This is a genomic window from Burkholderia sp. Bp9012 (assembly GCF_003853825.1).
Lineage (GTDB): Bacteria > Pseudomonadota > Gammaproteobacteria > Burkholderiales > Burkholderiaceae > Burkholderia > Burkholderia diffusa.
The window spans coordinates 136,721-162,185 of the sequence record NZ_QTQA01000016.1; the positions used below are offsets into that span (position 1 = coordinate 136,721).

Below are 25,465 nucleotides of genomic sequence, written 5' to 3' on the forward strand. Positions count from 1 at the left end.
CCGCGCCGCCGTCGCCACGGCGTGTGCTATAAAGCCGTCGTAAAAGGGACCCACGCCGGCGAACCCGGTCTACCAACACACATCTGTCATGTCCAAAGCACTGATCATTGCGGAAAAGCCTTCTGTCGCGAACGACATCGCGCGCGCTTTGGGCGGCTTTACAAAGCATGACGAGTACTTCGAGAGCGACGAATTCGTCCTCTCGTCCGCGGTCGGCCACCTGCTGGAAATCGCCGCCCCGGAAGAGTACGAGGTCAAGCGGGGGAAATGGAGCTTCGCTCATCTGCCCGTCATCCCCCCGCATTTCGACCTGAACCCGATCGCAAAAAGCGAGTCGCGCCTGAAAGTCCTGACCAAGCTCATGAAGCGCAAGGACGTCGACCGCCTGATCAACGCGTGTGACGCGGGGCGCGAGGGCGAGCTGATTTTCCGCCTGATCGTGCAGCACGCGAAGGCGAAGCAGCCGGTCCAGCGCCTTTGGCTGCAGTCGATGACGCCGCAGGCGATCCGCGACGGTTTCGCGCATCTGCGCAGCGACACGGACATGCAGCCGCTCGCCGACGCCGCACGCTGCCGCTCGGAAGCCGACTGGCTCGTCGGGATCAACGGCACGCGGGCGATGACCGCGTTCAACAGCAAGGGCGGCGGCTTCTTCTTGACGACCGTCGGCCGCGTTCAGACGCCAACGTTGTCGATTGTCGTCGAACGTGAAGAGAAAATTCGCCGTTTCGTCCCGCGCGACTACTGGGAAGTGAAGGCCGAGTTCGCGTGCGCGGGCGGCTTCTACGAAGGCAAGTGGTTCGACCCGAAATTCAAGCGCGACGAATTCGATCCGGAAAGGCGCGACTCCCGCCTGTGGAGCCTGCCGGCCGCCGAAACGATCGTCGCCGCGTGCCGCGACCATGTCGGCACGGTGTCCGAGGAATCGAAGCCGTCGACGCAACTGTCGCCGCTGCTGTTCGACCTGACGAGCCTGCAGCGCGAGGCGAACAGCCGCTTCGGCTTCTCCGCGAAGAACACGCTCGGTCTCGCGCAGGCGCTGTATGAAAAGCACAAGGTGCTGACGTACCCGCGTACCGACGCGCGCGCGCTGCCGGAAGACTACATCTCGACGGTGCAGTCCACGCTCGAGATGCTCAAGGAGAGCCACAACTACCTGCCGCACGCGAAGCAGGTGCTCGACAAGGGCTGGGTGAAGCCGAACAAGCGGATCTTCGACAACTCGAAGATCAGCGACCACTTTGCAATCATCCCGACGCTGCAGGCGCCGAAGTCGCTGTCCGAGCCGGAGCAGAAGCTGTACGACATGGTCGTGAAGCGCTTCCTCGCGGTGTTCTTCCCGGCGGCCGAATTCCGCGTCACGACGCGGATCACCGAAGTCGCCGGTCATCACTTCAAGACCGAAGGCAAGGTGCTCGTCGAGCCGGGCTGGCTGCAGGTGTACGGCCGCGACGCCGAAGGCGCGGACGCGAACCTCGTGCCGGTGCAGAAGGACGAGAAGGTGAAGACGGACGAGATCGCCGCCGTCGCGCTCGTGACGAAGCCGCCCGCACGCTACTCGGAAGCGACGCTGCTGTCGGCGATGGAAGGCGCGGGCAAGCTCGTCGAGGACGACGAGCTGCGCGAAGCGATGGCCGCGAAGGGCCTCGGCACGCCGGCGACGCGCGCGGCGATCATCGAAGGCCTGCTCGGCGAGAAATATCTCGTGCGCGAAGGCCGCGAACTGATCCCGACCGCGAAGGCATTCCAGTTGATGACGCTGCTGCGCGGGCTCGGCGTGAAGGAACTGACCGCGCCCGAGCTCACCGGCGAATGGGAATACAAGCTGTCGCAGATGGAGCGCGGCAACCTCGGGCGTGACGCGTTCATGCAGGAAATCGCCCGCATGACGCAGCAGATCGTCAAGCGCGCGAAGGAATACGATTCCGACACGATCCCGGGCGATTACGCGACGCTCGAGACACCCTGCCCGAACTGCGGCGGCCAGGTGAAGGAAAACTACCGCCGCTTCGCATGCACGAAGTGCGAGTTCTCGATCTCGAAGATTCCGGGTAGCCGACAGTTCGAGATCGCGGAAGTCGAGGAATTGCTGCAGCAGAAGACCATCGGTCCGCTGTCCGGCTTCCGCAGCAAGATGGGCCGCCCGTTCTCGGCGATCCTGAAGCTCTCGTTCGACGACGAGACGAAGAACTACAAGCTCGAGTTCGACTTTGGCCAGGACCAGGGCGGCGAGGAAGGCGAGGCGCCCGACTTCTCCGCGCAGGAACCGGTCGGCGCGTGCCCGAAGTGCAAGGGCCGCGTGTTCGAGCACGGGATGAGCTATGTGTGCGAGCACTCGGTCGCGAATCCGAAGACCTGCGACTTCCGTTCGGGCAAGGTGATCCTGCAGCAGGAAATCACGCGCGAGCAGATGGCGAAGCTGCTGGCCGACGGCCGCACGGATCTGCTGCCGAACTTCAAGTCGTCGCGCACGGGCCGCAACTTCAAGGCCTTCCTCGTGAAGCAGCCGGACGGCAAGATCGGTTTCGAGTTCGAGAAGAAGGAGCCGAAGGCTGCCGCCGCGAAGAAGACGGCAAAATCGGCGACGAAGGACGCCGAAACCGTGACGGAAGGCGCCGAAGAGAAACCGTCACCGGCTCGCAAGACCGCCGCCCGCAAGACGACGGCGCGCAAGACGGGCTCGTAATGCTCGGGTTGCCGGGGGTTCCCCCGGCGCGTCGCGCGCCGGTCGAACGACAATGAAAGCGGCAATAAAAAAACGCGGATCGATCGCTCGATCCGCGTTTTTTCTTGATGCCGGCCGTCTCTGTGCGCGGCCGCCGCGACGTTACAGCGGCGACGGCACCGCGACCCGCGCGCGCGGCGAACGCGCGAGGCGCGGCTGCAGGTTCGGGTCGGTCGATTCGGGTGGCTCGGCACGCATCTCGACGCCGATCGGCGCAGGCGCAGCACCCTGTGCGGCCCACTGTTCGCCCATCGTCGCGTCGGTCGAGTGGCTGAAATACTCGACGAGGTGGTCGATGAACGTCCGCACCTTCGCAGGCAGATGGCGCCGGCTCGGATAGGCGATGTTGATCTCGACCTGCGGCAGCCGGAAATCCGGCAGCAGCCGCACCAGCGCACCGCGCGCGATGTCGCTGCCGATCAGGTAGCTCGGCAGGATCGCGACACCCATCCCAAGCAGCGCGAACTGGCGCAGCATCGCAGTGTTGTTTGCGACGATCACGTTGGTCGGGCGCACGCGCACTTCGCCGTCCGGCCCCGTGAACACGCGCTCGTCGCCCCAGTATTCGGTCGGCAAGCTCAGCGCCGGGTGCTCGGCGAGGTGTTCCGGGTGGGTCGGCACGCCGTGCTTTTCCAGGTAGCTCGGCGTCGCGCACACGGTCATGCAGCCCGTGGTCAGCCGCCGCGTGACGATGCTCGCGCTGCGCATCTGACGCGTGACGACGATCCCGACGTCGAAACCTTCCTCGACGAGATCGACCTGGCGGTCGACCAGCGTCAGATCCGGCACCACCTTCGGGAATTTCTCGGTGTACGACTGCAGGACGGGGGCAAGGTTGTGCAGGCCGAACACGACCGGCGCGACGATGCGCAACGTGCCGACCGGCTCGTGATTGCGCGCGACGACCATCTGTTCGACATCCTCGAGCTCATCGAGAATCTGGCGCGCCCGCTCCAGGTAGACCTGGCCCGACTCCGTCAGCGAAAGGCTGCGCGTGGTGCGGTTCAGCAGGCGCGTGCCGAGCCGGCCTTCCAGATCGGCGACGTGACGCGTCGCGACCGCGTTGGAGATATCCATTGCACTCGCGGCCCGCGCGAAACTGCCGAGATCCGCAACCTTGACGAACACGCGCATCGACTGCAAATGATCCATAAACGACTCCTGCCGCTGTTACAACTTCAAAAAGTTGAAGCATATGCGTAATTCTCCTACGACAGCGGAAATGATGCAGAGTTGCTCAACAAGGCCCGCGTTGACGATAAAAATAGTCAAAAATCCTCACCCATCGCGAATGGATGATCCAATTATTCTGATTGAAGCAACAATTGGGTGAACCTCATCCGGTAAGTGGCCGAATCAGGAAGGACGTGTCTGATGCGACACAACATCGCACCCCGTCGCACCCGACGGGAGCGACGCCGGGTCAGGCCAGAGCCGATTGCGGCGGAGCGTAACAACCTGTTAAAAAGACACCAAGACGTCCGCCGACGTAGCATCATGTCGGCCCCGGCCGGGCGGGACGGGTGCGCGACGTGCGCCGCCGCCACTGCCGCTTTCAACGCGCGACTCCCGCTGATCATGAAAATTGCCATCCTTGACGACTACCAGGACGCCGTCCGCAAGCTGAACTGCTTCGAGATGCTTGCCGAGCACGACGTGAAGGTCTTCAACAACACGGTTCGCGGCCTGGGGCAACTCGCGAGCCGCCTCGCGGAAGTCGAGGCGCTCGTGCTGATTCGCGAGCGCACGCCGATTTCGTCGCAATTGCTCGCCAAGCTGCCGAACCTGCGCATGATCAGCCAGACCGGCCGTATCTCGAGCCACATCGACCTCGAAGCATGTACCGACCGCGGCATCGCGGTGCTCGAAGGCACGGGTTCGCCGGTCGCGCCAGCCGAACTGACCTGGGCGCTCGTGATGGCCGCCCAGCGACGCATTCCGCAATACGTCGCGAACCTGAAACAGGGTGCCTGGCAGCAGTCGGGCCTGAAGACGTCGGCGCTGCCGCCGAACTTCGGTCTCGGCCAGGTGCTGCGCGGCCAGACGCTCGGCATCTGGGGCTACGGCAAGATCGGCCGGCTGGTCGCCGGCTACGGCAAGGCGTTCGGGATGAACGTGCTGATCTGGGGCCGCGAGCATTCGCTCGAGGCCGCGCGCGCCGACGGCTACACGGCCGCCGAGAGCCGCGAAGCGCTGTTCGAGCAGAGCGACGTGCTGTCGCTGCACCTGCGCATGCACGACGACACGCGCGGGATCGTCAAGCAGGAAGACCTGATGCGGATGAAGCCGACGTCGCTGCTCGTCAACACGAGCCGCGCGGAACTGCTCGAGGAAAACGCGCTCGTCAACGCGCTGTCGCACAACCGTCCGGGGATGGTCGCGATCGACGTGTTCGAGAGCGAGCCGATCCTGCAGGGCTACAGCCTGCTGCGGATGGAAAACGTGATCTGCACGCCGCACATCGGCTACGTCGAGCGCGAAAGCTACGAACTCTACTTCAGCGCGGCGTTCCGCAACATCCTCGCGTTCGACCAGGGCGACATGTCGAGCGTCGTCAACCCGGAAGCACTGACGCCGCGCCGCGTGCGCTGACCGGCGTTGACCGGCGCGGGCCGCGCTCGCCGCGCGGCCCGTTTCTCCGTTCCCGCCTTCAGGCGGCCACGCGGCCGCCCGTCATCGCGTCGACGCGCGTGAGGAAATGCTCGCCGTCGCGCCGTCCGAGGTCGTACGCATGCCGCATCTGCGACGGGCTCGTGTAATCCCAGCTCGAAATCGGCACCTTGCTCGACGGCTGTACATAGAGCCGCCTCTGGTCGCCGTGCGCGACCGTGAACATCTGCGGGCGCGGATACAGCCGCGTGACGAGCACCAGCACGTCGCCCGGCGATGCGTCGAGCGCGTCGACCGGCACGTTGTCGACCATCCCCCCGTCCAGCACGGGCCGCCCGCCGCGGCGCAGCACCGGCGTGAACGGCGGCGTGCACGACGACTGCAGGATCAGGTCGGCGAGTTCGTCGACGCTTGCGCATGCCTGCGCGCGCACGAATTCGGGCCGGAAGCCGAGCGTGCGCCCGAGCGTCGGGTGCAGCGTCTTGCGCACGTATTTCTCGATGTTGTACGCGACGAGGCCGGCGGCGACCGCACTGCGCGCGCCGAGCCAGCGCGGCACGTGCGACACGCCGATGCGGATCTCCGGCGCCGCGGCGAGCTTCGCGAACGGCTCGCCGTAGATGTCGAGCAATGCCTGACGGTAGATCCGGTAATGCGGAAACACCGGCTCGCGCCCGAACAGGTTGCCCCAGTACGCGTTCTTGCGGTTGTGGCGCAGCGCCTCCTCGTAATAGCGCATCACCCACGCGGCATCGCGCGTATACAGCATGCAGGCGGTCGCCGCGCCGGCCGAGATGCCGGCGATCACGCGTGGGCGCAAGCCGAGCGCCGGCTGGGCAACGTCCCAGAAGCCGGCCTGCCACCAGCAGCGATTGCCGCCGCCCGCGAAAACGATCTGGTCGAACATCGCGCCGCTCAACTGACGAGCGCGTAGGTCGACGTTGCGTGAACGGCCATCTTGCCGTCCTCGTCGAACAGCTCGACTTCGCCGAACACCAGGTTGCGGCCCATCCGCAGCACGCGCGCGGTGACGAGCACGTCGCCCTTGCGCACCGGACGCATGAAATTCGTGTTCAGCGAGACGGTGGTCATCGGCCGGAATTCGCCGAGCGCGGCCGAGATCGCGACCACCATCGCGGTGTCAGCCGCGGCCGTGAACACCTGCCCGCAGATGATGCCGCCCGAATGACGGAATTCGCCGGAAAACGGCAGGCGCATCGTGACGCTGTCGTCGCCGATCGATACGGGGACCAGACCGAGCGAGCGGACCCACGGGGCCAGCAGGCGATCCAGCAATTCGCGGACTGCGTTTTCGTCCATCTTCGAATGTCCAGAAAACGTTGCGCGACCGCCGCGCAACGGGTGTGGACGTCATCATACCGGGAGCGCGCCAACTGCGATCGCTCGTGAGCGCGCGAGGAGCCGTCGGGGCCGTGACGAAGTATTTTCAGGAAATTTGCAGAAAGCGCTTGCCAAGTCCGAAATACCCATGCATAATCTTTCTTCTGTTGGGGGCGTTAGCTCAGTTGGTAGAGCAGCGGACTCTTAATCCGTAGGTCGAGTGTTCGAGTCACTCACGCCCCACCAGGAATTTCAAGGACTTACCTCGCATGCGCGGGTAAGTCCTTTTTCATTTCCGGCATCGTGTAGGCGCCATGTAGGCATTTCGGATCCACGTCGATCGATGTCCACCAACATGCGATGCGGCCCATCACCAGTTTGCGCCACCTGCGACAGGTGCTCAGCGCGTCCAAAGCGGGAGGACGGAGAGATCAAACTGCCTGATTGAACGCTCAGCCACTGAACTACGCTTCGCGCCTCGGCACAAGCGTGGTCCATGCTGACAATCACTCGAAGCCAACGCTCAAGAGGTACAGTTCTGGACTGGTTTCTCGGGCCTTGCGCCACTGGTGCTCACTGCCAACTTCTACCCGCCGCCCTTGCTCCACCGCCACATCCGCAACTCGCTTCGCTGAACTTGTCAGAAAGATTGGAACAAGTGCGACGCTCTCCACACAAAAGCGAAAAACCAGGGCCCGCAAAAGGCTACTGGGGGTAGTGAGGGAGCAGCGCCGCCTGGCCAAGACGTCCGGATTGCACGCCGTCGCCGTGACGCTCACCTTCAGCAACGACGCATCCTTCTGTGCCCAGCACATCAGTGAATTCCTTGCACGGTTGCGCCAGGTACTCAAGCGCCGTGGCCATGCACTGCCCTACGCCTGGCTGCTCGAGCGCGGAGGTCGACTTCACTACCACCCGATGCTGTGGCTACCACGCGACTTTTCCCTGGACAAAGAGAAGCTCATGGAATGGTGGCCTTGGGGCGCCACGTGGACCGCCTGCGGCAAGCAGCTGCACCGGGGTGGCGCATTCAACTGCGCTTCATTAAATCTTCTCCGATACATATTATTATCATGATTAAATTTTTCGCGCGTCGGGATAGCGCCGCCCGCAATAACTCCACCCGCGCCGAAAAATCAAAATGAAACTTCCTGTAACGCGCCCTATTCTTAAAGCTAACAAAACCAATTGGAGGCCACCCGCTTAAAGACAATTCAACACCCACTTTTGTCGACACCTCATCAGGCAAGACCCAACACCCGTTTGCGACCCGCTCAATTCAGGCCGGCAGCGCGCGATGGTTATTTTTTGAAATTTAAATAATCCAACAATACTTTCGGCCAACTTGTTGCGCCACTACCGCTCGGCATATCATCATAAGTAGTTGAAGATATTATTATTACAAAACTAGACCAATTATTCGGATGATTAAAGCGCGAGTTTTGGCTTAAAAAATTTAATGACAAAAGCCATATCGACGACGATTCACCGTCAAGGAGAGCCTATGGAAAAACCTTCTTATGAAATATGGAAGTGCTGAATCCAGGCTTGCTTAAGTGGTGTGGGCAAGCGTGACTTTAATGTTTCACTTTCTGTGTGCGAGGCTCATATGAAACGAATAACAATAGCGACGGCTCTTGCCGTTGCCGCGGCCACGGCTTTGGCCGCGACGGCAGGGGCGCACTTCATGAGTGCGACCGAGAGTGTTGCCGACAGTGGCGCGCTTGTTGTCGCCTTCGATGAAGCCGGTCTCGGAAACCAGAACGTAAATTACACGCTGACCGCGCAGGCCACCGCCGTGTATGCATGCTTCAATGGCGGCGGCAACCATCCTGCGGCCAGCAACAAGGTGGGCCCATCGGCCCTCAGCGCATCTCTCAGTAACGTACAGCCCAAGAATGGTCGGGTCATAGCCAGCATCACGGTCGGGCCGCCGGCGAACACGACGCTCTCTTGCCCATCTGGGCAAACCCTCGCGCTGGCGTGCGTGAGTTACACCGACGTTACACTGACAGATACGACAAATCAGGTCGATGCCGATGGCGTGCTATCCGGAACGACCAGCCGGACATTTGTGAGCGGCAAGGGAATCAGTTGTAGTTGATGCAACCCCGTTCCGCAAAACAAGAAGGCTGAAATGAGCCACGCCCCTCGCGAGCATGGCGACAGAATACGGTGCCCCTTCTTCTGCAACCCTGGCCGAAAAGTTCAGGTCAGGGTTTTCCGCCTTCAACCGGCTGCCAAGAGAGACATGTGCCCCTCCTGGCCTTGGCGTTATATTCCGGCGGTAGCTCGGTCGGCTGCGTGTAGAAGAATAGTCCACCCGGACTGCAGCTTTGATGCCGCGGGCATCAATTTCGGGATGTTCCATTTCCCGCACCACGAACAAGCACTCGTGGCCGCGCTTCTCGTCCCACGGCACGGCGGCAGGATTGCCTTTACGGTCAGTGCGAGCCGCGATAAGTCCATCGCATTGGACAAAACGGCACGCTATAACACACGGCGTTCGCTTGCGTTCGCCTGTGCTACATCAAGCGCAGCCGTTCCCCGTGGGATACCTTTTGCACGAAGTACAAATGCGGAAGGCCGCCCACGTAACCCCGCCGACGAGCCTCCTCGAACAGTCGCTTCGATTGTTCGCGAACGCCGTGAAACCCGGGCTGGTTGGCGAGACGCTGCAGCAGCACCCCCAGGGAATTGGCGTGGTGCCTGTTGCTGAATTCGGCAATGAGCGCGTAGTGTTCCGCCATCTCGCTCGCCGGACGACGCCAGGTCCACGCTGTCCGGCCGCGGTCCGGTCGCCGCACGAGTTCGTATCCCAGCCACGCCATACGCGGTTTGTCTGCGATGCCGTGCACTTGCTCACCGTCCATGCCCTCTCCGCCGGTTGCGAGCATCAGCCACTCAACCTGCTCGTACCCTTCTGGCCAGTACATCACCAGCAGCGCGTTCGCCAAGCCATGCTTCCGCTTGGTAACGCGTTGCGCGGGTGTGCAGCCAATTCCGTAGCGAAGATGAAATTTCTTGGCCAGCGCTTCGGCCTTGCTCGCGTTCACGCTGCCTCGCGTGTATCGGCAGTAGCCCTTCGGAATCACACCGCGATACGCCGGGGTCTCGCTCGCCCAGCGAATAAACGCGCGCAATAGGCGATACGATAGTGCGGTCATCGTCGGACGTTCGCGGGTTTGCTCTTCAAGCCACCCCGCGATGCGCTCGCCGGTCAGGTCGGACAGTTTCAATGGGAGCAGCACCGCGAGCGGTCCTGGCGTCGTTACACCGGTGCCGCGCTTTCTCGGCTTGCCACCCGCGTCGGCATGCTGCACATGGTCCCTGAAAGTTCGTTCGCTCCACCGGGCTTTGCGAGCCTGAGTCGACGCCCCATGCGTCACCAAAGGTCGTCGCTTGGCGGCGTGCTTCCTCTTTGCGTGCCTCATGGGCCGCACGCTGCTCAGCCTTGATCTCGCGCGGGTCCTTCCCGTCATCTACCAGCGTTTTCAGTCGGGCCGCCTCAGTGCGTGCCTTACCCAACTCCCATGCGCGCGCGTCGCCGATCGTCACGCGGACCGTCTTGCCAAAAAGACGCGATTCGAAAATATAGGCACGGGCACCTGCTGCCGTCACCCGCAGTCCCAGCCCGGTGGTCTTCGCATCCCAAAAAATGCTCTGCTGTCTGCCTGGTTCGCACTCGTAGCCGCTTACCCGCGTTGCCGTGAAGTTCTCTTTCTGCATCGCTCGCCTCGAATAAGGGGCCACTGTCATGTAGGCGCCATGTAGGCAAATTCTGCAATAATCGATCAACGCCAATCAATTTGACCCCATTTCAATATAGGCGATAACTGATCGATGAAAGCCGCGCCCACATTGGATTTGAGGCATGTAAGGGAACGTCGGTCAACGCCGATTAATCCCGATGCTAATACCAACTTGCACGGACTCTTAATCCGTAGGTCGAGTGTTCGAGTCACTCACGCCCCACCAGGAATTTCAAAGGCCGGTCAGCGCAAGCTGACCGGCCTTTTTCCATTCCGGCGACCGATTCAGGCCCCCGCCCGACTCCCCAGCATCACGGCATGCAATTACATACATGCCTCGCCCGTGCACTTTCCGCTAGAATCGTCCGACAAAATATCACACGACCGGGACGGCGATCGCCATATCGCCCCCGGCACTGAGAGAGCATGGGACGTCAGACATGGAATCATGTGAGCGAGACGCGACCATTCGGAGGGCACGATCACGCCGACAGCCGCGCGCACGTCGAGTCGCGCCATCTCCCCGATCGCATCCGGCCCCGTCGCACGACGCGCACCGCGGATCCGGCCATGCCACGTAAGGACGCGCTCGTCGCACTCGCGCTCGGCGTTGCGCTGCTCGTGGTCGCAGCGATGCTCGCCGTCACCGCGAGCCGTGCGGTGGGTGATCTGGTCCGCACGCCGGGCACGGTCGTGCGCATCGTGCAGGACAGCGACGCGATGCGCGGATACCGTCCGATCGTCGCCTATCTCGCGAACGACGGCCACCGCCGTGAAGTCGCCGGCAATACCGCATCGGTGGTCCCGGCGTACGACATCGGCGAAAGCGTCGACGTCCTGGTCGATCCTGCCCATCCGAACCGTCCCGCGCTGATCGACGATTTCACGCAACGCTGGTTTCCCGTCGCGGTGCCGGCACTGCTCGCGGTCGCGTCGCTTGCGGTCGGCTGCCTGCTGTACGGGAGCGAGCGCCGTAGCCGGCGAGACAACGCGCTTGCCGCACCGGCCGCCGGCAAGACGGCCCGGCGCCGCTGGAACATCGCGATCGTGCTGGTACCGATCGCGATCGGCACCGGCTTCCTGGCCGGCGCCGGTGCTGCCGGGCTGCGCCAGTGGCAGATCGCCCGCCATTACGCGCACTCGACCGGCCACGTCGTCGAGATCACCGAATCGGCACAATCGTCCCGCACACGCACGTCGCTCTATTCGGCGACCATCGCGTTCACGACCGACAGCGGTCGCCCGGTCACGTTCGCGCAAGGCTCGGCTTCATCGCGCCCCGGGCTGTACGAAGGCGAGGTGGTCAACGTGCTGTACGACCCCGTCATACCCGAGCGCGCGGTCATCGACCGGTTCTGGGACCGGTGGGGACTCACGGCGATCCTGTTCGCGATCGGCACGCCGTTCCTCGCCACCGGATTGTTCGTCATCGGTGCGCTGTGGCCCGAACATCGGCCGCACGAACTCGCTGAATGATGAACGCGGAGGAGACGGGTCGTCGACGCCGCGGCCCTGGCCTCACCGCTCCCTGAACGCCTCCACCTTCGCGCGATTCCCGCAGGTGCGCATGTTGCACCAGCGTCGCCCGACGCCGCGGCCGTGGTCGACGAAGAACCACGTACAGCGGCCGCACTGCCGCACGCGCGCGAAGTCGTCGCCACGTAGCAGATGCTCGAACCCGAGCGCGGCCGCGTCGACCCAGCGCGACGCGGCACGCGCATCGGGCCGCCACGCGAAGCGGCCATCGACCGCGTCAAACGAGCTGCGCCCGATCGCATCGCGGATCGCCTCCGCGAGCCGGCCTGCCGCTCGCGCGCCGGCGCTGCCGCCGCTACCGCTCGTCAGATGCGCGAGCGCCACGTACGCATCCTCGCGAAAACCCTGCAGCGCGGCGAGTTCGTCCGTGCCGTCCTGCCGGGGATGACGCAGAAACCGTGTCAGGTCGGCCCGAGCCAGCAACCCCGATTTCCCCGCCCATGCGCGCACCGCCGCCCAGTCGACGAGTTTGTCCTCGTCGCGTGTCTTGCCCGTGTCGGCCACCGTGTTCAGGAAATCGAGCGCCGGATGGCCGCCGACGAAATCGGCCGCGCTCCATACGTGCGCCTGTCGCCCAGGCTCGTTTCGAGTAACCATTTATTTTCACCTATCGGTTTCATATCCGGATGAACAGGCGTAACCTGTTATCAACCCAAACAGGTTATCACGGAGGCGCCGATGCTCGATCTCGCCAATCACTTCGTATTCGACGGTCACCGGATCGCATGGGGCACGCTCGGTGAAGGGCCGCCGCTCGTGCTCGTGCACGGAACGCCGTTTTCGTCGCAGGTGTGGCGCCGGATCGCGCCATGGCTCGCGCGACGCCATCGCGTGTTCTTCTACGACCTGCTCGGCTACGGCCAGTCGGACATGCCCGACGCGGACGTCTCGCTCGGCCGGCAGAACGTGCTGTTCGGCGCACTGCTCGACGAATGGAATATTTCGCGCCCGCACGTGCTCGCGCACGACTACGGCGGTGCAACCGTGCTGCGCGCGCACTTCCTCGACGGCATCGCGTATTCGGACCTGACGCTCGTGAACCCGGTTGCGATCGCGCCGCAAGGCTCGCCGTTCGTGCGGCATGTCGCGCAGCACGAAGCCGCGTTCACGGGGCTGCCCGCGTATGCGCACCACGCGCTCGTGTCGGCCTATATCGGCAATGCCGTCGCGCGACCGTTGAGCGACGACGTGCTGTCGATCTATCGCTCGCCATGGCTCACGCCGGCCGGCCAGCCGGCGTTCTATCGGCAGATCGCGCAGATGCGCCAGCGTTACATCGAGGAGGCCGAGGCACGCTATGCGCCGCCGGACTTTCCGGTGCGCATCGTATGGGGCGAGGACGACGCGTGGATTCCGCTCGAACAGGGGCAGGCCCTCGCCGATCGCATCGCGGGCGGCAGGCTGATCCGCGTGCCCTGTGCAGGCCACCTCGTTCAGGAAGATGCACCGGAAGCGATCGTCGCCGCCGTGCTCGACGGACGCCGACAGGATTGATCGCCTCCTCAGCCGCGTGGCGTGGCGCGTCAGAAGGCCGGTACGCCACGCGCGAGCGTCGCGGCGAATTTCGCGGTGCTGGAGTCGCGCGGTCTCCCGAACAAGTCGCGCGATGCGCCAGCCTCGACGACACGGCCATCCGCGAGAAACACCGCATCGTGCGCACGTATCGCCGGCACTGCGAGCAGGTTCACGCAGCGCGGCAACGTGCGCTTGCATCCTACCGACGTGCGAAAGCCCGGCAAAAACGCAAATCGTCTAACGATGCGAGCCGATCGAATAACGCCCGCACCGGCCGCGAAGCCGGTGCGGGTGCGGGTGCGGGCGCGGGCACATTGCGTGCCGCTTACCACGGCAGCGAATAGGTCTTCGTGTTCGTGAAGCTCTTCATCGCCTCCTGCACGCCTTCCTTGTAGCCGAGGCCCGAATCCTTCACGCCGCCGAACGGCGTCAGTTCGAGCCGGTAGCCCGGCACCTCGCGCACGTTCACGCTGCCCACTTCCAGCTCGGTGATGAAACGCGTGATGTTGTCGAAGCGGTTCGTGCAGACCGACGACGACAGCGCATAGTCGGTGCTGTTCGACATCCGGATTGCTTCGTCGATGTCGCGAAAGCGCATGATCGGCGACACCGGGCCGAACGTCTCGTATTTCACGAGCGGCATGTCGGGCGTCACGCGATCGATCACCGTCGGCGAATACAGCGCGCCGTCGCGCACGTTGCCGACCAGCAGCCGCGCACCTCGCGCGATCGCGTCGTTCACCTGCTGCTCGCAGAACGTCGCGGCCGCCTCGTCGATCACCGTGCCCATGTCCACCGACGGATCGGACGGATTGCCGTACGACCACGCGCGCGTCTTCTCGACCACCAGCTCGGTGAAGCGATCGGCCACCGCCTCGTGCACGAGCATGCGCTTGATCGCGGTGCAACGCTGCCCCGAGTTCTTGTACGAGCCCGACACCGCGAGCGTGCTCGCCTCGTCGAGATCGGCGTCGTCCATCACGATGATCGGATCGTTGCCGCCGAGTTCGAGCACCGCGCGCCGGTAGCCCATCCGCGACGCGATCGACTTGCCGATCGATACGCCGCCGGTGAACGTGATGAGGTCGATCGCCGGATTCGTGATCAGCTCATCGGCGATCTCCTTCGGGTCACCGGTGAGCACTTGCAGCATCTGCGGCGGCAGGCCGGCTTCATACAGGATGTCCGCAAAGAGGTAGCACGATAGCGGCACCTTCTCCGACGGCTTCACGACGATCCGGTTGTTGGTCGCCACCGACGGCACGACCTTGTGCGCGACCTGGTTCATCGGATGGTTGAACGGCGTGATCGCGGAGATCACGCCGAGCAGCGGTTCGCGCTGCGTGTACACGCGGCGCTTCTTGCCGTGCGGTGTCAGATCGCACGAGAAGATCTGCCCGTCGTCCTTCAGCACTTCGCCCGCGCCGAACGTGAGCACGTCGGCAACGCGCCCGGCTTCGTACGTCGAGTCCTTGATGCACAACCCGGCCTCGGCCGTGATCAGCGCCGCGATCTCGGCGGTGCGCGCGCGCACGATGTCGGCCGCGCGGCGCAGGATCGCCGCACGCTCGTGGCGCGTGAGCGACGGCCGGTATGCACGCGCGGCGGCGAACGCGCATCGCACGTCATCGAGCGTCGCCTTCGGCACGGTGCCGACGAGCGTTCCGTCGTACGGGTTGCGCACCTCGATCACCGCGTCGCGATGAATCAGCTCCCCATCGATTCGCAGTGCTTCACGATGAAACGAGCGGACCTCCGTCGATGCTGCAATATCGTTCATGATGTCTTCCTGACGGGTGCGTACGCGTCACTGCAGATGATTGAGCGCGATGTCGATGATGTCGAAGTTGCGCAGTCGCGCGCGGGCCGTGACGTCGGTCGCGACCGGCTTGCTGAAGATCAGCGGCACGATCTGCTCGGAGAGCCCGCCGTGCGAGCGCAGCGGCACGTCGAGGCCCGACAGGTCGTGCTTGATGCGGCGCGTGCCGAGCACGACGTCCTGCTTCGAGATCACGATCAGGTCGCCCATCCGGTCGGGCGGCAGCTCGAAGCGCGCGCAGCCCTCGGCACCCGTCAGCACGACCTCGATGCCGTCCACCGCGGCAAGCCGCGCGCGCAGCGCGTCGGCGTCGGCGGAATCCGGCACGTAGACGGTCGCGAACGAGCCGAGCGCGCCGTGGTGCACGACGTACGGATCGGTGATCGGCAGGATCACGCGCGCGGCATCGTGGCCGAGCCACTCGTCGAACAGCTCCTGCAGGTAGATTACGTTGGGCTCGCCGGTCTCGCCGTCGTGCTTCGCGTTCATCCCGTGGTCGGCCGTGATCGCGACGATCGCGCCGAGCTCGTCGAACCGCTTCAGGTACGCGTCCATCATCTGGTAGAACGCGTTCGCGCCGCCCGTGCCGGGCGCGCACTTGTGCTGCACGTAGTCGGTCGTCGACAGGTACATCAGGTCGATCGGGCGTGTTTCGAGCAGGCGCACGCCGGCCGCGAACACGAACTCGGACAGCTCCGCGCTGTACACGCTCGGCACCGGCTTGCCGACCAGTTCCAGCACGTTGTCGATGCCGTTTTCCTCGATGCTCGCCTCGTCGGCCTTCTCCGACGAGAAGCAGATGCCCTTGAGCCCCTTGCCGAGCAAGCGGCGCAGCTTGTCCTTCGCGGTGACGACCGCGACGCGCGCGCCTCGTTCGGCGAAGGTGGCGAGCACGGTGGGCGCGACGAGATACTTCGGATCGTTCATCAGCACCTCGGCGCCGGTGTCGCGATCGTAGAAGTAGTTGCCGCTTATCCCGTGGATCGCCGGCGGCACGCCGGTAACGATCGACAGGTTGTTCGGGTTGGTGAAGCTCGGCACCACGCACTCGCCCTTGAGCGCCGTGCCCGGCTTGAGCAGCGTGCGCAGGAACGGCGCGACGCCGGCCTCGGCCGCCATCTCGAGATATTCATAGGCGCAACCATCGACGCAGACCACCACCACGGGGCGGCTCATCCAGTTGTAGCGGCGGCCGTTCACTTCAACGGATACAGGCGTTTCAGACATGACGGTCAGTCCTTTCGGTTCGAAGGGGTTGAGCTGTCGGCGCCCGCACCGCGCCGAGGAGGATGTTTTCCATGCTTGACATTAAAATCGATGATTTGTAGATTGTCAACAATATGAAGAAGACAGAAAGCAAAAGTCGAAGGGACGACGGGCTCGCCGCACACGGCGGCCGCTATCGGCACAGCTGCCGCGCGCTGGTCGACGGCTTCCGGCCGTTCGTCGATCCGGCGATCCAGGTGCCGATCATCGTCACGTTCCATGCGGCGGACGATCCGAACGACGATTTCAAGCGGTTTTATCAGGAGGTCAAAATGCGCGGCTACGTTCTGTATCCGGGCAAGCTGCCGGCAGTCGATACGGTCCGCGTCGGCTGCATCGGCCGCTTCGGCGAAGCCGGCATTCCGAGCGCGATCGCCGACACGCTGAAGGCGATGGGCGTGCGCCGCGTGTCCGCCGAAGCCGCGGCCTGACGCGATGTACCCGCCGCACGACGACACGCATCGCCGTGCGGCGGTTTCGCTTTCTTTCCCCGCCGTGCGCGGCACGGCGCCCGACCCTTACCGGCACGACAACCGATGCGACCCTTCTGGATCGAACAAGCACTGTTCAACGACGGCGATCTCGCCCCCGCCCTGCAGGGCGCGACGCAGGCCGATGTCTGTATCGTCGGCGGCGGCTTCACCGGGCTCTGGACGGCGATCCAGGCGAAGCAGCAGAACCCGGCGCTCGACATCGCGATACTCGAGGCCGACCTGTGCGGCGCCGGCGCGAGCGGGCGCAACGGCGGGTGCCTGCTCACATGGTCCGCGAAATTCCTGACGCTGCGCCGCCTGTTCGGCGAAGCGGAGGCGATCCGGCTCGTGAAGGCGTCGGAGGCGGCCGTCCAGCACATCGCCGACTTCTGCCGCGCGCATCGCATCGATGCAGAGCTGCGGCTCGACGGCACGCTGTACACCGCGACGTCGCGCGCGCAGGTCGGCACGCTCGCGCCGGTGCTCGACGCGCTCGCCGCGTGCGGCATCCACAGCTACGAGCCTCTGCCGGCCGCCGACGTCGCGCGCCGCTCGGGCTCCGCACGCAATCTCGACGGCGTGTACTCGCCGATCGCCGCGACCGTGCATCCGGGCAAGCTCGTGCGCGGGCTGCGCCGCGTCGCGCTCGACATGGGCATCCGGATCTACGAGCGCACGCCGCTCGTCGACTTCACGCCGGGGCAGCCGGCCGTCGTGCGCACGCCGTCCGGCAGCGTGCGCGCGAGCAAGCTGGTGTTCGCGATCAACGCGTGGATGGCGAGTCGCTTCCCGCAGTTCGAACGCACGATCGCGGTCGTGTCGAGCGACATGGTCATCACGGAGAAATGCCCGGAACTGCTCGAGCAGACCGGCCTCGTGGACGGTGTGTCGGTGCTCGATTCGCGGATCTTCGTGTACTACTACCGCACGACGGCCGACGGGCGGCTGATGCTCGGCAAGGGCGGCAACACGTTCTCGTGGCGCAGCCGCATCGCGCCGGTGTTCGACCGGCGCTCGCCGTACGAGGCGCAGCTCACGCAGAGCCTGCGCGAATTCTTCCCGTCGCTCGCGGGCGTGCCGATCACCGCGAGCTGGAACGGCCCGTCGGACCGCTCGGTGACGGGCTTCCCGTTTTTCGGCCGCCTCGACGACGCGCCGAACGTGTTCTACGGCTTCGGCTATTCGGGCAACGGCGTCGGGCCGACCTACATGGGCGGGCAGATCCTGTCGTCGCTGGTGCTCGGCCTCGACAACGTCTGGACGCGCAGTCCGATCGTGCGAGGCCCGCTCGGCCATTTCCCGCCGGAGCCGATCCGCTATGTCGGCGCGCACGTCGTGCGCAATGCGATCCGCCGCAAGGAGCGCGCGGAAGACGAGAGCCGACCGCCGGCGAGGGTCGACACGTGGCTCGCGAAATTCGCGAGCGCGGCCGGCAAGGCCGACAAGGCGTGACGATGCGATGACGTCACGCGCAACGAAGTGCAATGAAAAAGGGACGCTGCGAAGCGTCCCTTTGCATTGGGTACGACCGCCCGTGCGGCCGCGTCACACGCGTGCGGCTTTCTCACGCGCCACGTTGCCCGACGAGGGCAGCGCCTGCTCGTGCGTGCGGCGCATCCGCGCAAGGCCGTGCGCGACGTGCTCGCGCACGAGCGCGACGGTCTTCTCCTCGTCGCCGCTCGCGAGCGCCTGCACGATCTTGTCGTGCTCGGCCGCCGACACCGCGATCGCGTCCTCCTCGGCCTCGATCGCGGCCTGGCGCAGCAGCCCGAGCTGGCGCACGAGCCGGCGATAGGTGTCGGTGAGGTGCGTATTGCCGACACCGACCACCATCGCGTCGTGGAACTGCACGTTCAGCTCGGTGTAGCGCGTGACGTCGTGCGTCTTCGCCGCATCCTTCATCGACTGGATGATGCCCTTCAGCACCTTCAGCGTGTCGGGCGAAATGCGTTTCGCGAGCGCGCGCGCGACCGACTCGTCGAGCATCGCGCGCACTTCGTAGATCTCCTCGGCCTCGCGCAGCGGCACGACGCGCACCGTCACGCCGCGGTTCTTCTCGTTGCGCAGCAGCCCGGCCTGCTCGAGCGCGCGAAACGCCTCACGCACGGGGCCGCGCGACACGTTCAACTTGGTCGCGATATCGACTTCGTTGAGTTTCTCGCCGGGCGCATATTCGCCGGACACGATCGCGCGCTCGAGCATGTCCTGGACAAGCATCGCGAGCGACTGGCTTTGCAGGAGTTCGATGGCGTTGAGCGCGTTCGGGGCAGTCATGATCGGGCAGGCAGCGAAGCTGCGGATGAGAACGAGGGCGCCATGTCGGCGAATGATCGCTATATACCCTCACCCCGATATATTGTCAACAGTTTTCAGTTTCCAATGGCGAGTGCCTCATGCCGGAATGCGATGAGCGTGCGGCCGGCGCGAGCACGCCGAACCGCACGACGCAGATCAGCCGTCAGTCCGTCTGCTTGACCGGCCCCGGATCGCTCTGGCTCGGCCGGCCCGTCTCGACGTGGCCCGCGAAGCGGCGCATGACCTTGTCGTCGCCGCCGCGCAGCGTCGTCGCGGTGATCGTCAGATCGTACCAACCGTGGCTCGACGACAGCTCGAAGTGATCCTCGATGCGCTCGCCCGGCTCCAGCGTGTAGGTGCGCGCATGCGCGTGGCTGTACGCGTTGTCGACGACCACGCGGCATGCCGCACGACCGCTGTTGCGCAGTTGCAGGTACAGGTGGCGGTTGCGCACGTCGTAGCCGATCCTCGCTTCCGGGTTCGCGTGGCGGCCGTCCGCGGCCAGCCGCGTGTTGCCCTGGAATTCGCACAGATAGCCGTTCGGGCCATAGGCGGCGAGATGGTAGTCGCCGCGCGCGGCCGACGTGCTCCAGGTGTCGGCGAAACGGTCGTGCGAGGACACCGCGTAGCGGCGCGGCGGCGTCGCCGGATTGCGGCGGTCGTACACGTAGAACGCGGCGCCCGCGTCACCCGAGTTCGCGAAGTCGAGCGACACGCTGTCGTCGCGCCCGTTCACGCGGGCATGCACGAACAGTTCGTACGGCAGCGCGCGCGCCGGACGCGTGCCGGGCTCCTGCGCCGGCATCGACTGCTGCGCGGGCACCTGATACGCCTGGCCGGCGGTGGTGATGTGCTGCGGCACCGTGAAGCTCACCGTGCGCGTATCGGGCCGCGCGGAGAAGTCGAATGCCGACGTGAGGTCGCCGCAGACCGACCTGCGCCATGCGCTGATATTCGGCTCCTGCACGCCGAAGCGCGCTTCGAGGAAACGCAGCACCGACGTATGGTCGAACGTCTCCGAGCAGACCCAGCCGCCCTTCGTCCACGGCGAAATGATGATCAGCGGCACGCGCGGCCCGAGGCCGATCGGCTGGATGCCGCCCGGGTCCGCGCCCGGCACCAGCGGGCTCATCTCGCCCGGGTACTTGTTCAGGTCGAGCAGTTCGTCGCCGAGGTTCGACAGCAGGTTCGACGACACGATGCCCTGGCCGCCTGCCCCGCTCGTGACCGGCGGCACCGGCGGCACGACGTGGTCGAACAGCCCGTCGTTCTCGTCGTAGTTGAGGATGAACACCGTCTTCGCCCACACCTCGGGGTTCGACGTCAGCGCCTCGAGCACCATGTTGATGTAGAACGCGCCGTCGGTCGGCGACGCCTGCGGGTGCTCGCTGTACTTGTACGGCGCGACGATCCACGACACCTGCGGCAGCCGGTTCGCCTGCACGTCGGCCTTCAGCTCGGCGAGCGTGTGGTCCGACGCGCCCTTGTCGACCAGCGGGCCGCTCGCGCCTTCCTTCACCTGGAACTTCTTGAAGAACATCAGCGAATTGTCGGTGTAGTTGTCGGTCGGGTCGCCCGGGATGCCCGTGCCGCCCTGGTACACCTTCCAGCTGATCTTCGCGTTCTCGAGACGTTCCGCGTAGGTCGTCCACGTGTAGCCGTTCGTGTTGTTGCGCTCGCCGATGCCGGGGCCGTTCGGCTGCGTGCCGTACACGTTGCGCGAGTCGATCGTGCCGGTCCACAGGTAGATGCGGTTCGGTGCCGTGTCGGCGTGCGCGGAGCAGAAGTACGCGTCGCAGATCGTGAACGCGTCGGCCAATGCGTAGTGGTACGTGAGATCCTGGCGTTTCAGGTAGCCCATCGTCAGCACGTCCTGCTTCTGGTTCACCCACTGGTCCCACTGGCCGTTGTTCCAGGACAGGTGGCCGCTGCTCCAGCCGTGGTTGGTGCCCGGCTGGAATTCGGTCGTCTGCTTCGGGTCGAGGTAGAACGGCAGCACGTACGGCGCGGACGGGTCGAGCCCGCGCGAATGGTAGTTCTTCGTGAACACCGACGCCGGCGGCTGCTGCCACACCGGCGCACCGCTCGGCAGCAGGTGCGGGCGCGGGTCGTTGAAGCCGCGCACGCCGCGCAGCCCGCCGAAGTAATGGTCAAACGAGCGGTTTTCCTGCATGAAGATGACGACGTGTTCGACGTCGCGGATCGTGCCGGTGCGATAGGCGGCCGGCATGGCCAGTGCCTTGCGGATCGCGGGCGGGAAGCCGGCGTAGGCGGCCATCGCGCCGGCGGACTGGGCGGCAAGGCGCAGGAAATCGCGTCGATTGGTGGCGGACATGAAGAGGATCCTGTGGGTCGGTAAGGGTGGCGCCGGTCGAGCGGGGCCGGCGGTCGGTGCGTTGCCGCTATTACTCCGCACCGGCGTGTCCCGGCCGTGACCGGTTCCAGCAGGTTTCTTGCGCTCACCCCCAGCTTTTTTTCGAAGCAGCGCCCGGCGCGCCTTTCATCCGGCCGACACATGCCTGCGCTACGCTGACGCGCGATGAAGAGGGGGGAGAAGCCGAGTCGTGTTCGATCAGCTGAAGGCGTTCCACGCGACCGTCCGGCAGGGCAGCATCACGCGCGCCGCGCGCCACCTGGGCGTCAGCCAGCCGACGATCGCCGCGCAGATCCGGCAAGTCGAGCAGTTGTACGGCGTCGAGCTGTTCTATCGCAGCGGCCGCAGGCTCGAAGTCACTGAAACCGGCATCGAGCTCCTGCCGCTCGTCGAGAAGATGATCTCGCTCGAGGCGCAGGCCGACATCATGCTGCGCAACGTCGGCGGCCTGTTCGAAGGACACCTGCGGATCGGTGCGACCGGGCCGTACTACATCATGGACGCGGTCGGCCGCTTCTCGCATGCGCATCCGTCGATCGCACTCACGTGCCGGATCGGCAATTCCGAGGAAATCCTGCAGGCGCTGCAGGAATTCCGCATCGACCTTGCCGTGTCGTCGCAGCGCAATGACGCGGAAGGCCTCGAATGCAAGGTGATCTCCACCGATCCGCTCGTGCTCGTCGTGCATCGCGACCATCCGCTCGCGCGCTTCGACACGATCGACGCCGCGCAGCTCGCGAACGTGCGGCTGCTGATTCGCGAGGAAGGGTCGGTCACACGCCGCTGCACGGAGACGATCCTCGCGGCGGCCGGGGTCGCGCCCACGTCGGTCGCCGAGATCGGCAGCCGCGAAGCGATCCGCGAGGCGATCCTGCATGGCGTGGGCGGCAGCCTGTTTCCGCGCGGCGAGGCCGAGCGTCATCCGGACCTGCGCGTCGTCGCGCTGCGCGGTGTCGACACGACGATCGACGAATATGTGTACTACCTGAAGGCGCGCCGCCAGAGCCCCGCGATCGATGCGTTCCTCGCGTGCATCCTGCCGGCGCAGACCGCGACGCACGAGCCAACGCACGCGACGCGGCCGGTGAACGCGCGCTGAGCCGCCGCGCGTTCACCGGTTCGCGCATTTCCCTGCACATCCGTGGTCATGTCCGGCGCGTGTCCCGCGCCTTCCTTCTTGCTTCCCGCCGTGTGTTACTTCGGCAGCGCCGGAATCATCCACGTGAACACGTGCTGCTGCAGGAACACGAGCACGCCGAGCAGCAGCGTGAGGATCACGCTGTGCCAGAACGTGCGCGCGAACACGACGCCTTCCTGCCCCTTCAGATCGGTCGTCGACACGCCCGTGGCGATGTTCTGCGGCGAGATCATCTTGCCCATCACGCCGCCCGACGAGTTGGTCGCGGCCATCAGTACCGGATCGAAGCCGAGCTGCCGCGCCGCGACCACCTGCAGGTTGCCGAACAGCGCATTGCCGGACGTGTCGCTGCCGGACAGGAACACCGCGATCCAGCCGAGCGACGCCGACACGAGCGGGAACAGCGCGCCGGTCGACGCGACGCCGGTGCCGAGCGTGTAGCTGATGCCCGAGTAGTTCAGCAAATACGCAAGCCCGACGATCATCATCACCGTGATGATCGCGATCCACGTCTGCCGCCAGGTCTTGACCACGCATTCGAAGAACGCGCCGACGCCGGTGCGCGTCAGCACGGCCGTGATGATCGCCGAGAGCAGGATCGCGGTGCCCGTGCCGAGCGACTGGAAGTCCCAGATCGCCGCATACGGCTTGTGATACAGCGACACGAACACCGCGTTGTGCAGGCCCGGCCACTTGATCTTCACGTCGCCGATCGCCGCGACGTTCGCATGCACCCAGACGATCACGACCACCGACACGACGATCCACGGCAGCCAGCCGCCGAAGCCCGCGCGCGCGGCGCCGGCCGCGGCGGGCGCGCTGCGTGCGAGCGCGTATTGCGGGTCGGGCTGCGGCTTCCACACCTGCAGGAAGCCGATCGTGACGATCAGCGACGTGAGCGACGACAGCACGTCGGTGAGCTGGTAGCCGAGGAAGTTCGACGTGACGAACTGCGCGATCGCAAAGCTGCCGCCCGATACGAGCAGCGCGGGCCACAGCTTCGAGATCGAGCGCAGGCCGCCGTACGCGCCGACCACGTAGAACGGCAGCAGCAGCGCGAAGAACGGCAGTTGCCGGCCGACCATCGCGCCGAGCGTCGCGGGCGGCAGCGACGTGACCGCGCCGAGCACGGTGATCGGCACGCCGAGCGCGCCGAACGCGACCGGTGCCGTATTGAACAGCAGCGTGTAGGTGAGCGCTTCGAGCGCGGGGAAGCCGAGCGCGATCAGGAGCGCGCTGGTGATCGCGACCGGCGTGCCGAACCCGGATATCCCTTCGAGCAAACAGCCGAACGAGAACGCGACGACGAGCAGCACGAGGCGGCGGTCGTCGGGCAGGTTGTCGAGCATCCACTGCCGGAACTGGTCGAAGCGGCCCGACTTCACCGCGATGTTGTACAGCAGCAGGGCGTTGAACACGATCCACATCACCGGCACGACGGCGAGCGCCATGCCGGCGCCGACCGCGTCGAACGCGAGGCCGGCCGGCATGCCCCACGCACCGATCGCGACCGCGAGGCCGGCGACGAGGCCTGCGAGCGACGCCTGCCACGCTGGCCGGCGCAGCACGCCGAGCGCGATCAGCGCGACCGCGATCGGGATCACGGCGACGAGGAAAGACAGGAACAGCGAGTTGGCGACGGGCGTCAACGGCTGCGCGAACAGGATGCCGGGCGGCAGGGCTGCGGTGGGATTCATCGTGTCTCCGTTGTCGACCGGAGTTGGCGCTTCAGCGCCTTACTCCGGTCCCATGCTTCGCGGTCGACCGGAGTTGGCGCTTCAGCGCCTTACTCCGGTCCCATGCTTCGCGGTCGACCCGAGTTGGCGCTTTAGCGCTTACTCCGGTCCCATGCTTCGCGGTCGACCGGAGTTGGCGCTTCAGCACTTACCCCGGTCCCATGCTTCACGGTCGACCGGGGCTCGCGCATCAGCGCCTGCGCACACCTCGATCCCGTTCGAACGTCTGTTCCACGGCCGCAACGATCATCCGACGCTTGCGCACGCAACCATGCCGCAGCGCCAACCGATCGGTCGCTTAAAAGAGGTTAGGAGGCGCATTGCGCTTCCACAAGGAGGGCAAGCCCGATGCGCGCGGTGCCGATACACGGCATCCGCCGCACGTTGAACGGCGGCTGGCGCCCCGCTGACGCGCGCGCCAGCAATCCGCCGGCGCAATGTTGCTCAACCGGAAAAGGTGACTGACGGGACGCGGGGTGTTTCGTTTGGCATCCGAAGCCTAGACTCGCTGCATCGATTCCGCCCGCGCCGACGACGGCGCGGCTCCGGAACGCTCACGGAGCAAACACGATGAAAACCATGAATCTTGCGGCGTACGCGTTGGTGCTGATCGGCTCGGCCGTCGCCGCCCAGGCTCAGGCTGAGTCGACGCTGACGCGCGCGCAAGTTCGCCAGGAACTCGCGGAACTGCAGGCCGCCGGCTATCGGCCGAGCCTCGCCAGCGGTCCCGACTTTCCGCAAAACATGCAGGCGGTCATGCAGCGCGCCGCGCAGGCGCGCGGCGATGCGGCCGGCCACGGCAGCGACGGCCACGCGAATGTGGAATCAGGGAAGCCGGCGCAGCCGCGCGTGGCCGATCGCGACACATACGCGCATCACTGAAGC

18 protein-coding genes, 2 tRNA genes and 3 pseudogenes are annotated in these 25,465 nt (G+C 65.3%); 12 read left to right on the top strand and 11 right to left on the bottom strand.

All coding sequences use genetic code 11. The annotated features are described in order from the left end of the window. The first annotated feature begins 88 nt into the window (after positions 1-88). Entirely contained in the window at positions 89-2,686 is a 2,598-nt protein-coding gene (locus DIE11_RS22260; RefSeq protein WP_124627058.1) for a DNA topoisomerase III, read from the top strand. Positions 2,687-2,827: 141 nt separating this feature from the next. Here DIE11_RS22260 and DIE11_RS22265 read toward each other — a convergent pair whose 3' ends face one another. After that, positions 2,828-3,877 (bottom strand): LysR family transcriptional regulator, encoded by a 1,050-nt coding sequence (locus DIE11_RS22265; protein ID WP_059607525.1) that lies wholly within the window; start codon positions 3,875-3,877, stop codon positions 2,828-2,830. 426 nt (positions 3,878-4,303) lie between these two features. On the opposite strand from DIE11_RS22265, the gene DIE11_RS22270 reads away from it, so the two are divergent. Further along, positions 4,304-5,317 carry a D-2-hydroxyacid dehydrogenase family protein gene (locus DIE11_RS22270; RefSeq protein ID WP_059678959.1) on the top strand — a complete coding sequence of 338 codons (1,014 nt, stop codon included), beginning with the start codon at positions 4,304-4,306 and terminating at the stop codon, positions 5,315-5,317. A gap of 58 nt (positions 5,318-5,375) precedes the next feature. Here the strand turns inward: DIE11_RS22270 and DIE11_RS22275 are convergent, their stop codons facing one another. Both DIE11_RS22275 and DIE11_RS22280 read right to left on the bottom strand, forming a co-directional pair. Further along, complete coding sequence (locus DIE11_RS22275) at positions 5,376-6,242, bottom strand: patatin-like phospholipase family protein (protein ID WP_124627060.1); 867 nt, start codon at positions 6,240-6,242, stop codon at positions 5,376-5,378. An 8-nt stretch (positions 6,243-6,250) separates the two neighbouring features. Continuing rightward, positions 6,251-6,655 (bottom strand): PaaI family thioesterase, encoded by a 405-nt coding sequence (locus DIE11_RS22280; RefSeq protein ID WP_011886440.1) that lies wholly within the window; start codon positions 6,653-6,655, stop codon positions 6,251-6,253. Between the two features lie 191 nt (positions 6,656-6,846). Here DIE11_RS22280 and DIE11_RS22285 point away from each other — a divergent pair. The 3 genes from DIE11_RS22285 to DIE11_RS22295 all read left to right on the top strand — a co-directional run bounded on the left by DIE11_RS22285 (position 6,847) and on the right by DIE11_RS22295 (position 8,780). Then, positions 6,847-6,922, top strand: a tRNA-Lys gene (locus DIE11_RS22285). A 522-nt stretch (positions 6,923-7,444) separates the two neighbouring features. Then, on the top strand, positions 7,445-7,753 hold the full coding sequence (locus DIE11_RS22290) for a hypothetical protein (protein ID WP_124627062.1): 309 nt from the start codon (positions 7,445-7,447) through the stop codon (positions 7,751-7,753). A 610-nt stretch (positions 7,754-8,363) separates the two neighbouring features. Next, positions 8,364-8,780: a hypothetical protein gene (locus tag DIE11_RS22295; protein ID WP_124627064.1), complete on the top strand. Its 417-nt coding sequence runs from the start codon at positions 8,364-8,366 to the stop codon at positions 8,778-8,780. Positions 8,781-9,762: 982 nt separating this feature from the next. On the opposite strand, the pseudogene DIE11_RS37000 reads toward DIE11_RS22295, so the two are convergent. Then, positions 9,763-10,405 (bottom strand): annotated as a pseudogene (locus tag DIE11_RS37000) (Arm DNA-binding domain-containing protein); the annotation flags it as partial. Between the two features lie 151 nt (positions 10,406-10,556). Here DIE11_RS37000 and DIE11_RS36480 point away from each other — a divergent pair. Continuing rightward, positions 10,557-10,654 (top strand) — tRNA-Ser (locus DIE11_RS36480). Positions 10,655-10,854: 200 nt separating this feature from the next. Continuing rightward, positions 10,855-11,904 carry a DUF3592 domain-containing protein gene (locus tag DIE11_RS22305; protein WP_124627066.1) on the top strand — a complete coding sequence of 350 codons (1,050 nt, stop codon included), beginning with the start codon at positions 10,855-10,857 and terminating at the stop codon, positions 11,902-11,904. Between the two features lie 42 nt (positions 11,905-11,946). Here the strand turns inward: DIE11_RS22305 and DIE11_RS22310 are convergent, their stop codons facing one another. Beyond that, positions 11,947-12,561 (bottom strand): CGNR zinc finger domain-containing protein, encoded by a 615-nt coding sequence (locus tag DIE11_RS22310; protein WP_124627068.1) that lies wholly within the window; start codon positions 12,559-12,561, stop codon positions 11,947-11,949. Positions 12,562-12,642: 81 nt separating this feature from the next. On the opposite strand from DIE11_RS22310, the gene DIE11_RS22315 reads away from it, so the two are divergent. Next, on the top strand, positions 12,643-13,458 hold the full coding sequence (locus tag DIE11_RS22315) for an alpha/beta fold hydrolase (protein WP_124627070.1): 816 nt from the start codon (positions 12,643-12,645) through the stop codon (positions 13,456-13,458). 29 nt (positions 13,459-13,487) lie between these two features. On the opposite strand, the pseudogene DIE11_RS22320 reads toward DIE11_RS22315, so the two are convergent. The 3 genes and pseudogenes from DIE11_RS22320 to phnA form a co-directional block, all read right to left on the bottom strand. Further along, positions 13,488-13,631: pseudogene (locus DIE11_RS22320) on the bottom strand (amino acid ABC transporter ATP-binding protein); the annotation flags it as partial. A gap of 173 nt (positions 13,632-13,804) precedes the next feature. Beyond that, positions 13,805-15,259, bottom strand: coding sequence for a phosphonoacetaldehyde dehydrogenase (gene phnY, locus DIE11_RS22325; RefSeq protein ID WP_124627072.1), 1,455 nt, complete (start codon positions 15,257-15,259; stop codon positions 13,805-13,807). Between the two features lie 27 nt (positions 15,260-15,286). Next, positions 15,287-16,525: a phosphonoacetate hydrolase gene (gene phnA / locus DIE11_RS22330; RefSeq protein ID WP_124627074.1), complete on the bottom strand. Its 1,239-nt coding sequence runs from the start codon at positions 16,523-16,525 to the stop codon at positions 15,287-15,289. 143 nt (positions 16,526-16,668) lie between these two features. Here phnA and DIE11_RS22335 point away from each other — a divergent pair. Then, positions 16,669-16,995: pseudogene (locus tag DIE11_RS22335) on the top strand (2-aminoethylphosphonate--pyruvate transaminase); the annotation flags it as partial. 105 nt (positions 16,996-17,100) lie between these two features. Further along, the gene (locus DIE11_RS22340) at positions 17,101-18,489 is read left to right on the top strand and encodes an FAD-dependent oxidoreductase (RefSeq protein ID WP_124627076.1); all 1,389 of its coding nucleotides are present in this window, start codon (positions 17,101-17,103) and stop codon (positions 18,487-18,489) included. A 93-nt stretch (positions 18,490-18,582) separates the two neighbouring features. On the opposite strand, the gene DIE11_RS22345 is transcribed toward DIE11_RS22340, so the two are convergent. Both DIE11_RS22345 and DIE11_RS22350 read right to left on the bottom strand, forming a co-directional pair. Next, positions 18,583-19,311: a phosphonate utilization associated transcriptional regulator gene (locus DIE11_RS22345; protein WP_124627078.1), complete on the bottom strand. Its 729-nt coding sequence runs from the start codon at positions 19,309-19,311 to the stop codon at positions 18,583-18,585. Positions 19,312-19,495: 184 nt separating this feature from the next. Further along, positions 19,496-21,667: a phosphocholine-specific phospholipase C gene (locus DIE11_RS22350; protein ID WP_124627080.1), complete on the bottom strand. Its 2,172-nt coding sequence runs from the start codon at positions 21,665-21,667 to the stop codon at positions 19,496-19,498. A gap of 229 nt (positions 21,668-21,896) precedes the next feature. Between DIE11_RS22350 and DIE11_RS22355 the strand changes: the two genes are divergently transcribed. After that, the gene (locus tag DIE11_RS22355; protein ID WP_059602989.1) at positions 21,897-22,805 is read left to right on the top strand and encodes a LysR family transcriptional regulator; all 909 of its coding nucleotides are present in this window, start codon (positions 21,897-21,899) and stop codon (positions 22,803-22,805) included. 95 nt (positions 22,806-22,900) lie between these two features. Here DIE11_RS22355 and DIE11_RS22360 read toward each other — a convergent pair whose 3' ends face one another. After that, on the bottom strand, positions 22,901-24,541 hold the full coding sequence (locus tag DIE11_RS22360; RefSeq protein ID WP_124627081.1) for an L-lactate permease: 1,641 nt from the start codon (positions 24,539-24,541) through the stop codon (positions 22,901-22,903). A 609-nt stretch (positions 24,542-25,150) separates the two neighbouring features. Between DIE11_RS22360 and DIE11_RS22365 the strand changes: the two genes are divergently transcribed. Beyond that, positions 25,151-25,462: a DUF4148 domain-containing protein gene (locus tag DIE11_RS22365; protein ID WP_124627083.1), complete on the top strand. Its 312-nt coding sequence runs from the start codon at positions 25,151-25,153 to the stop codon at positions 25,460-25,462. Positions 25,463-25,465: the final 3 nt, after the last annotated feature.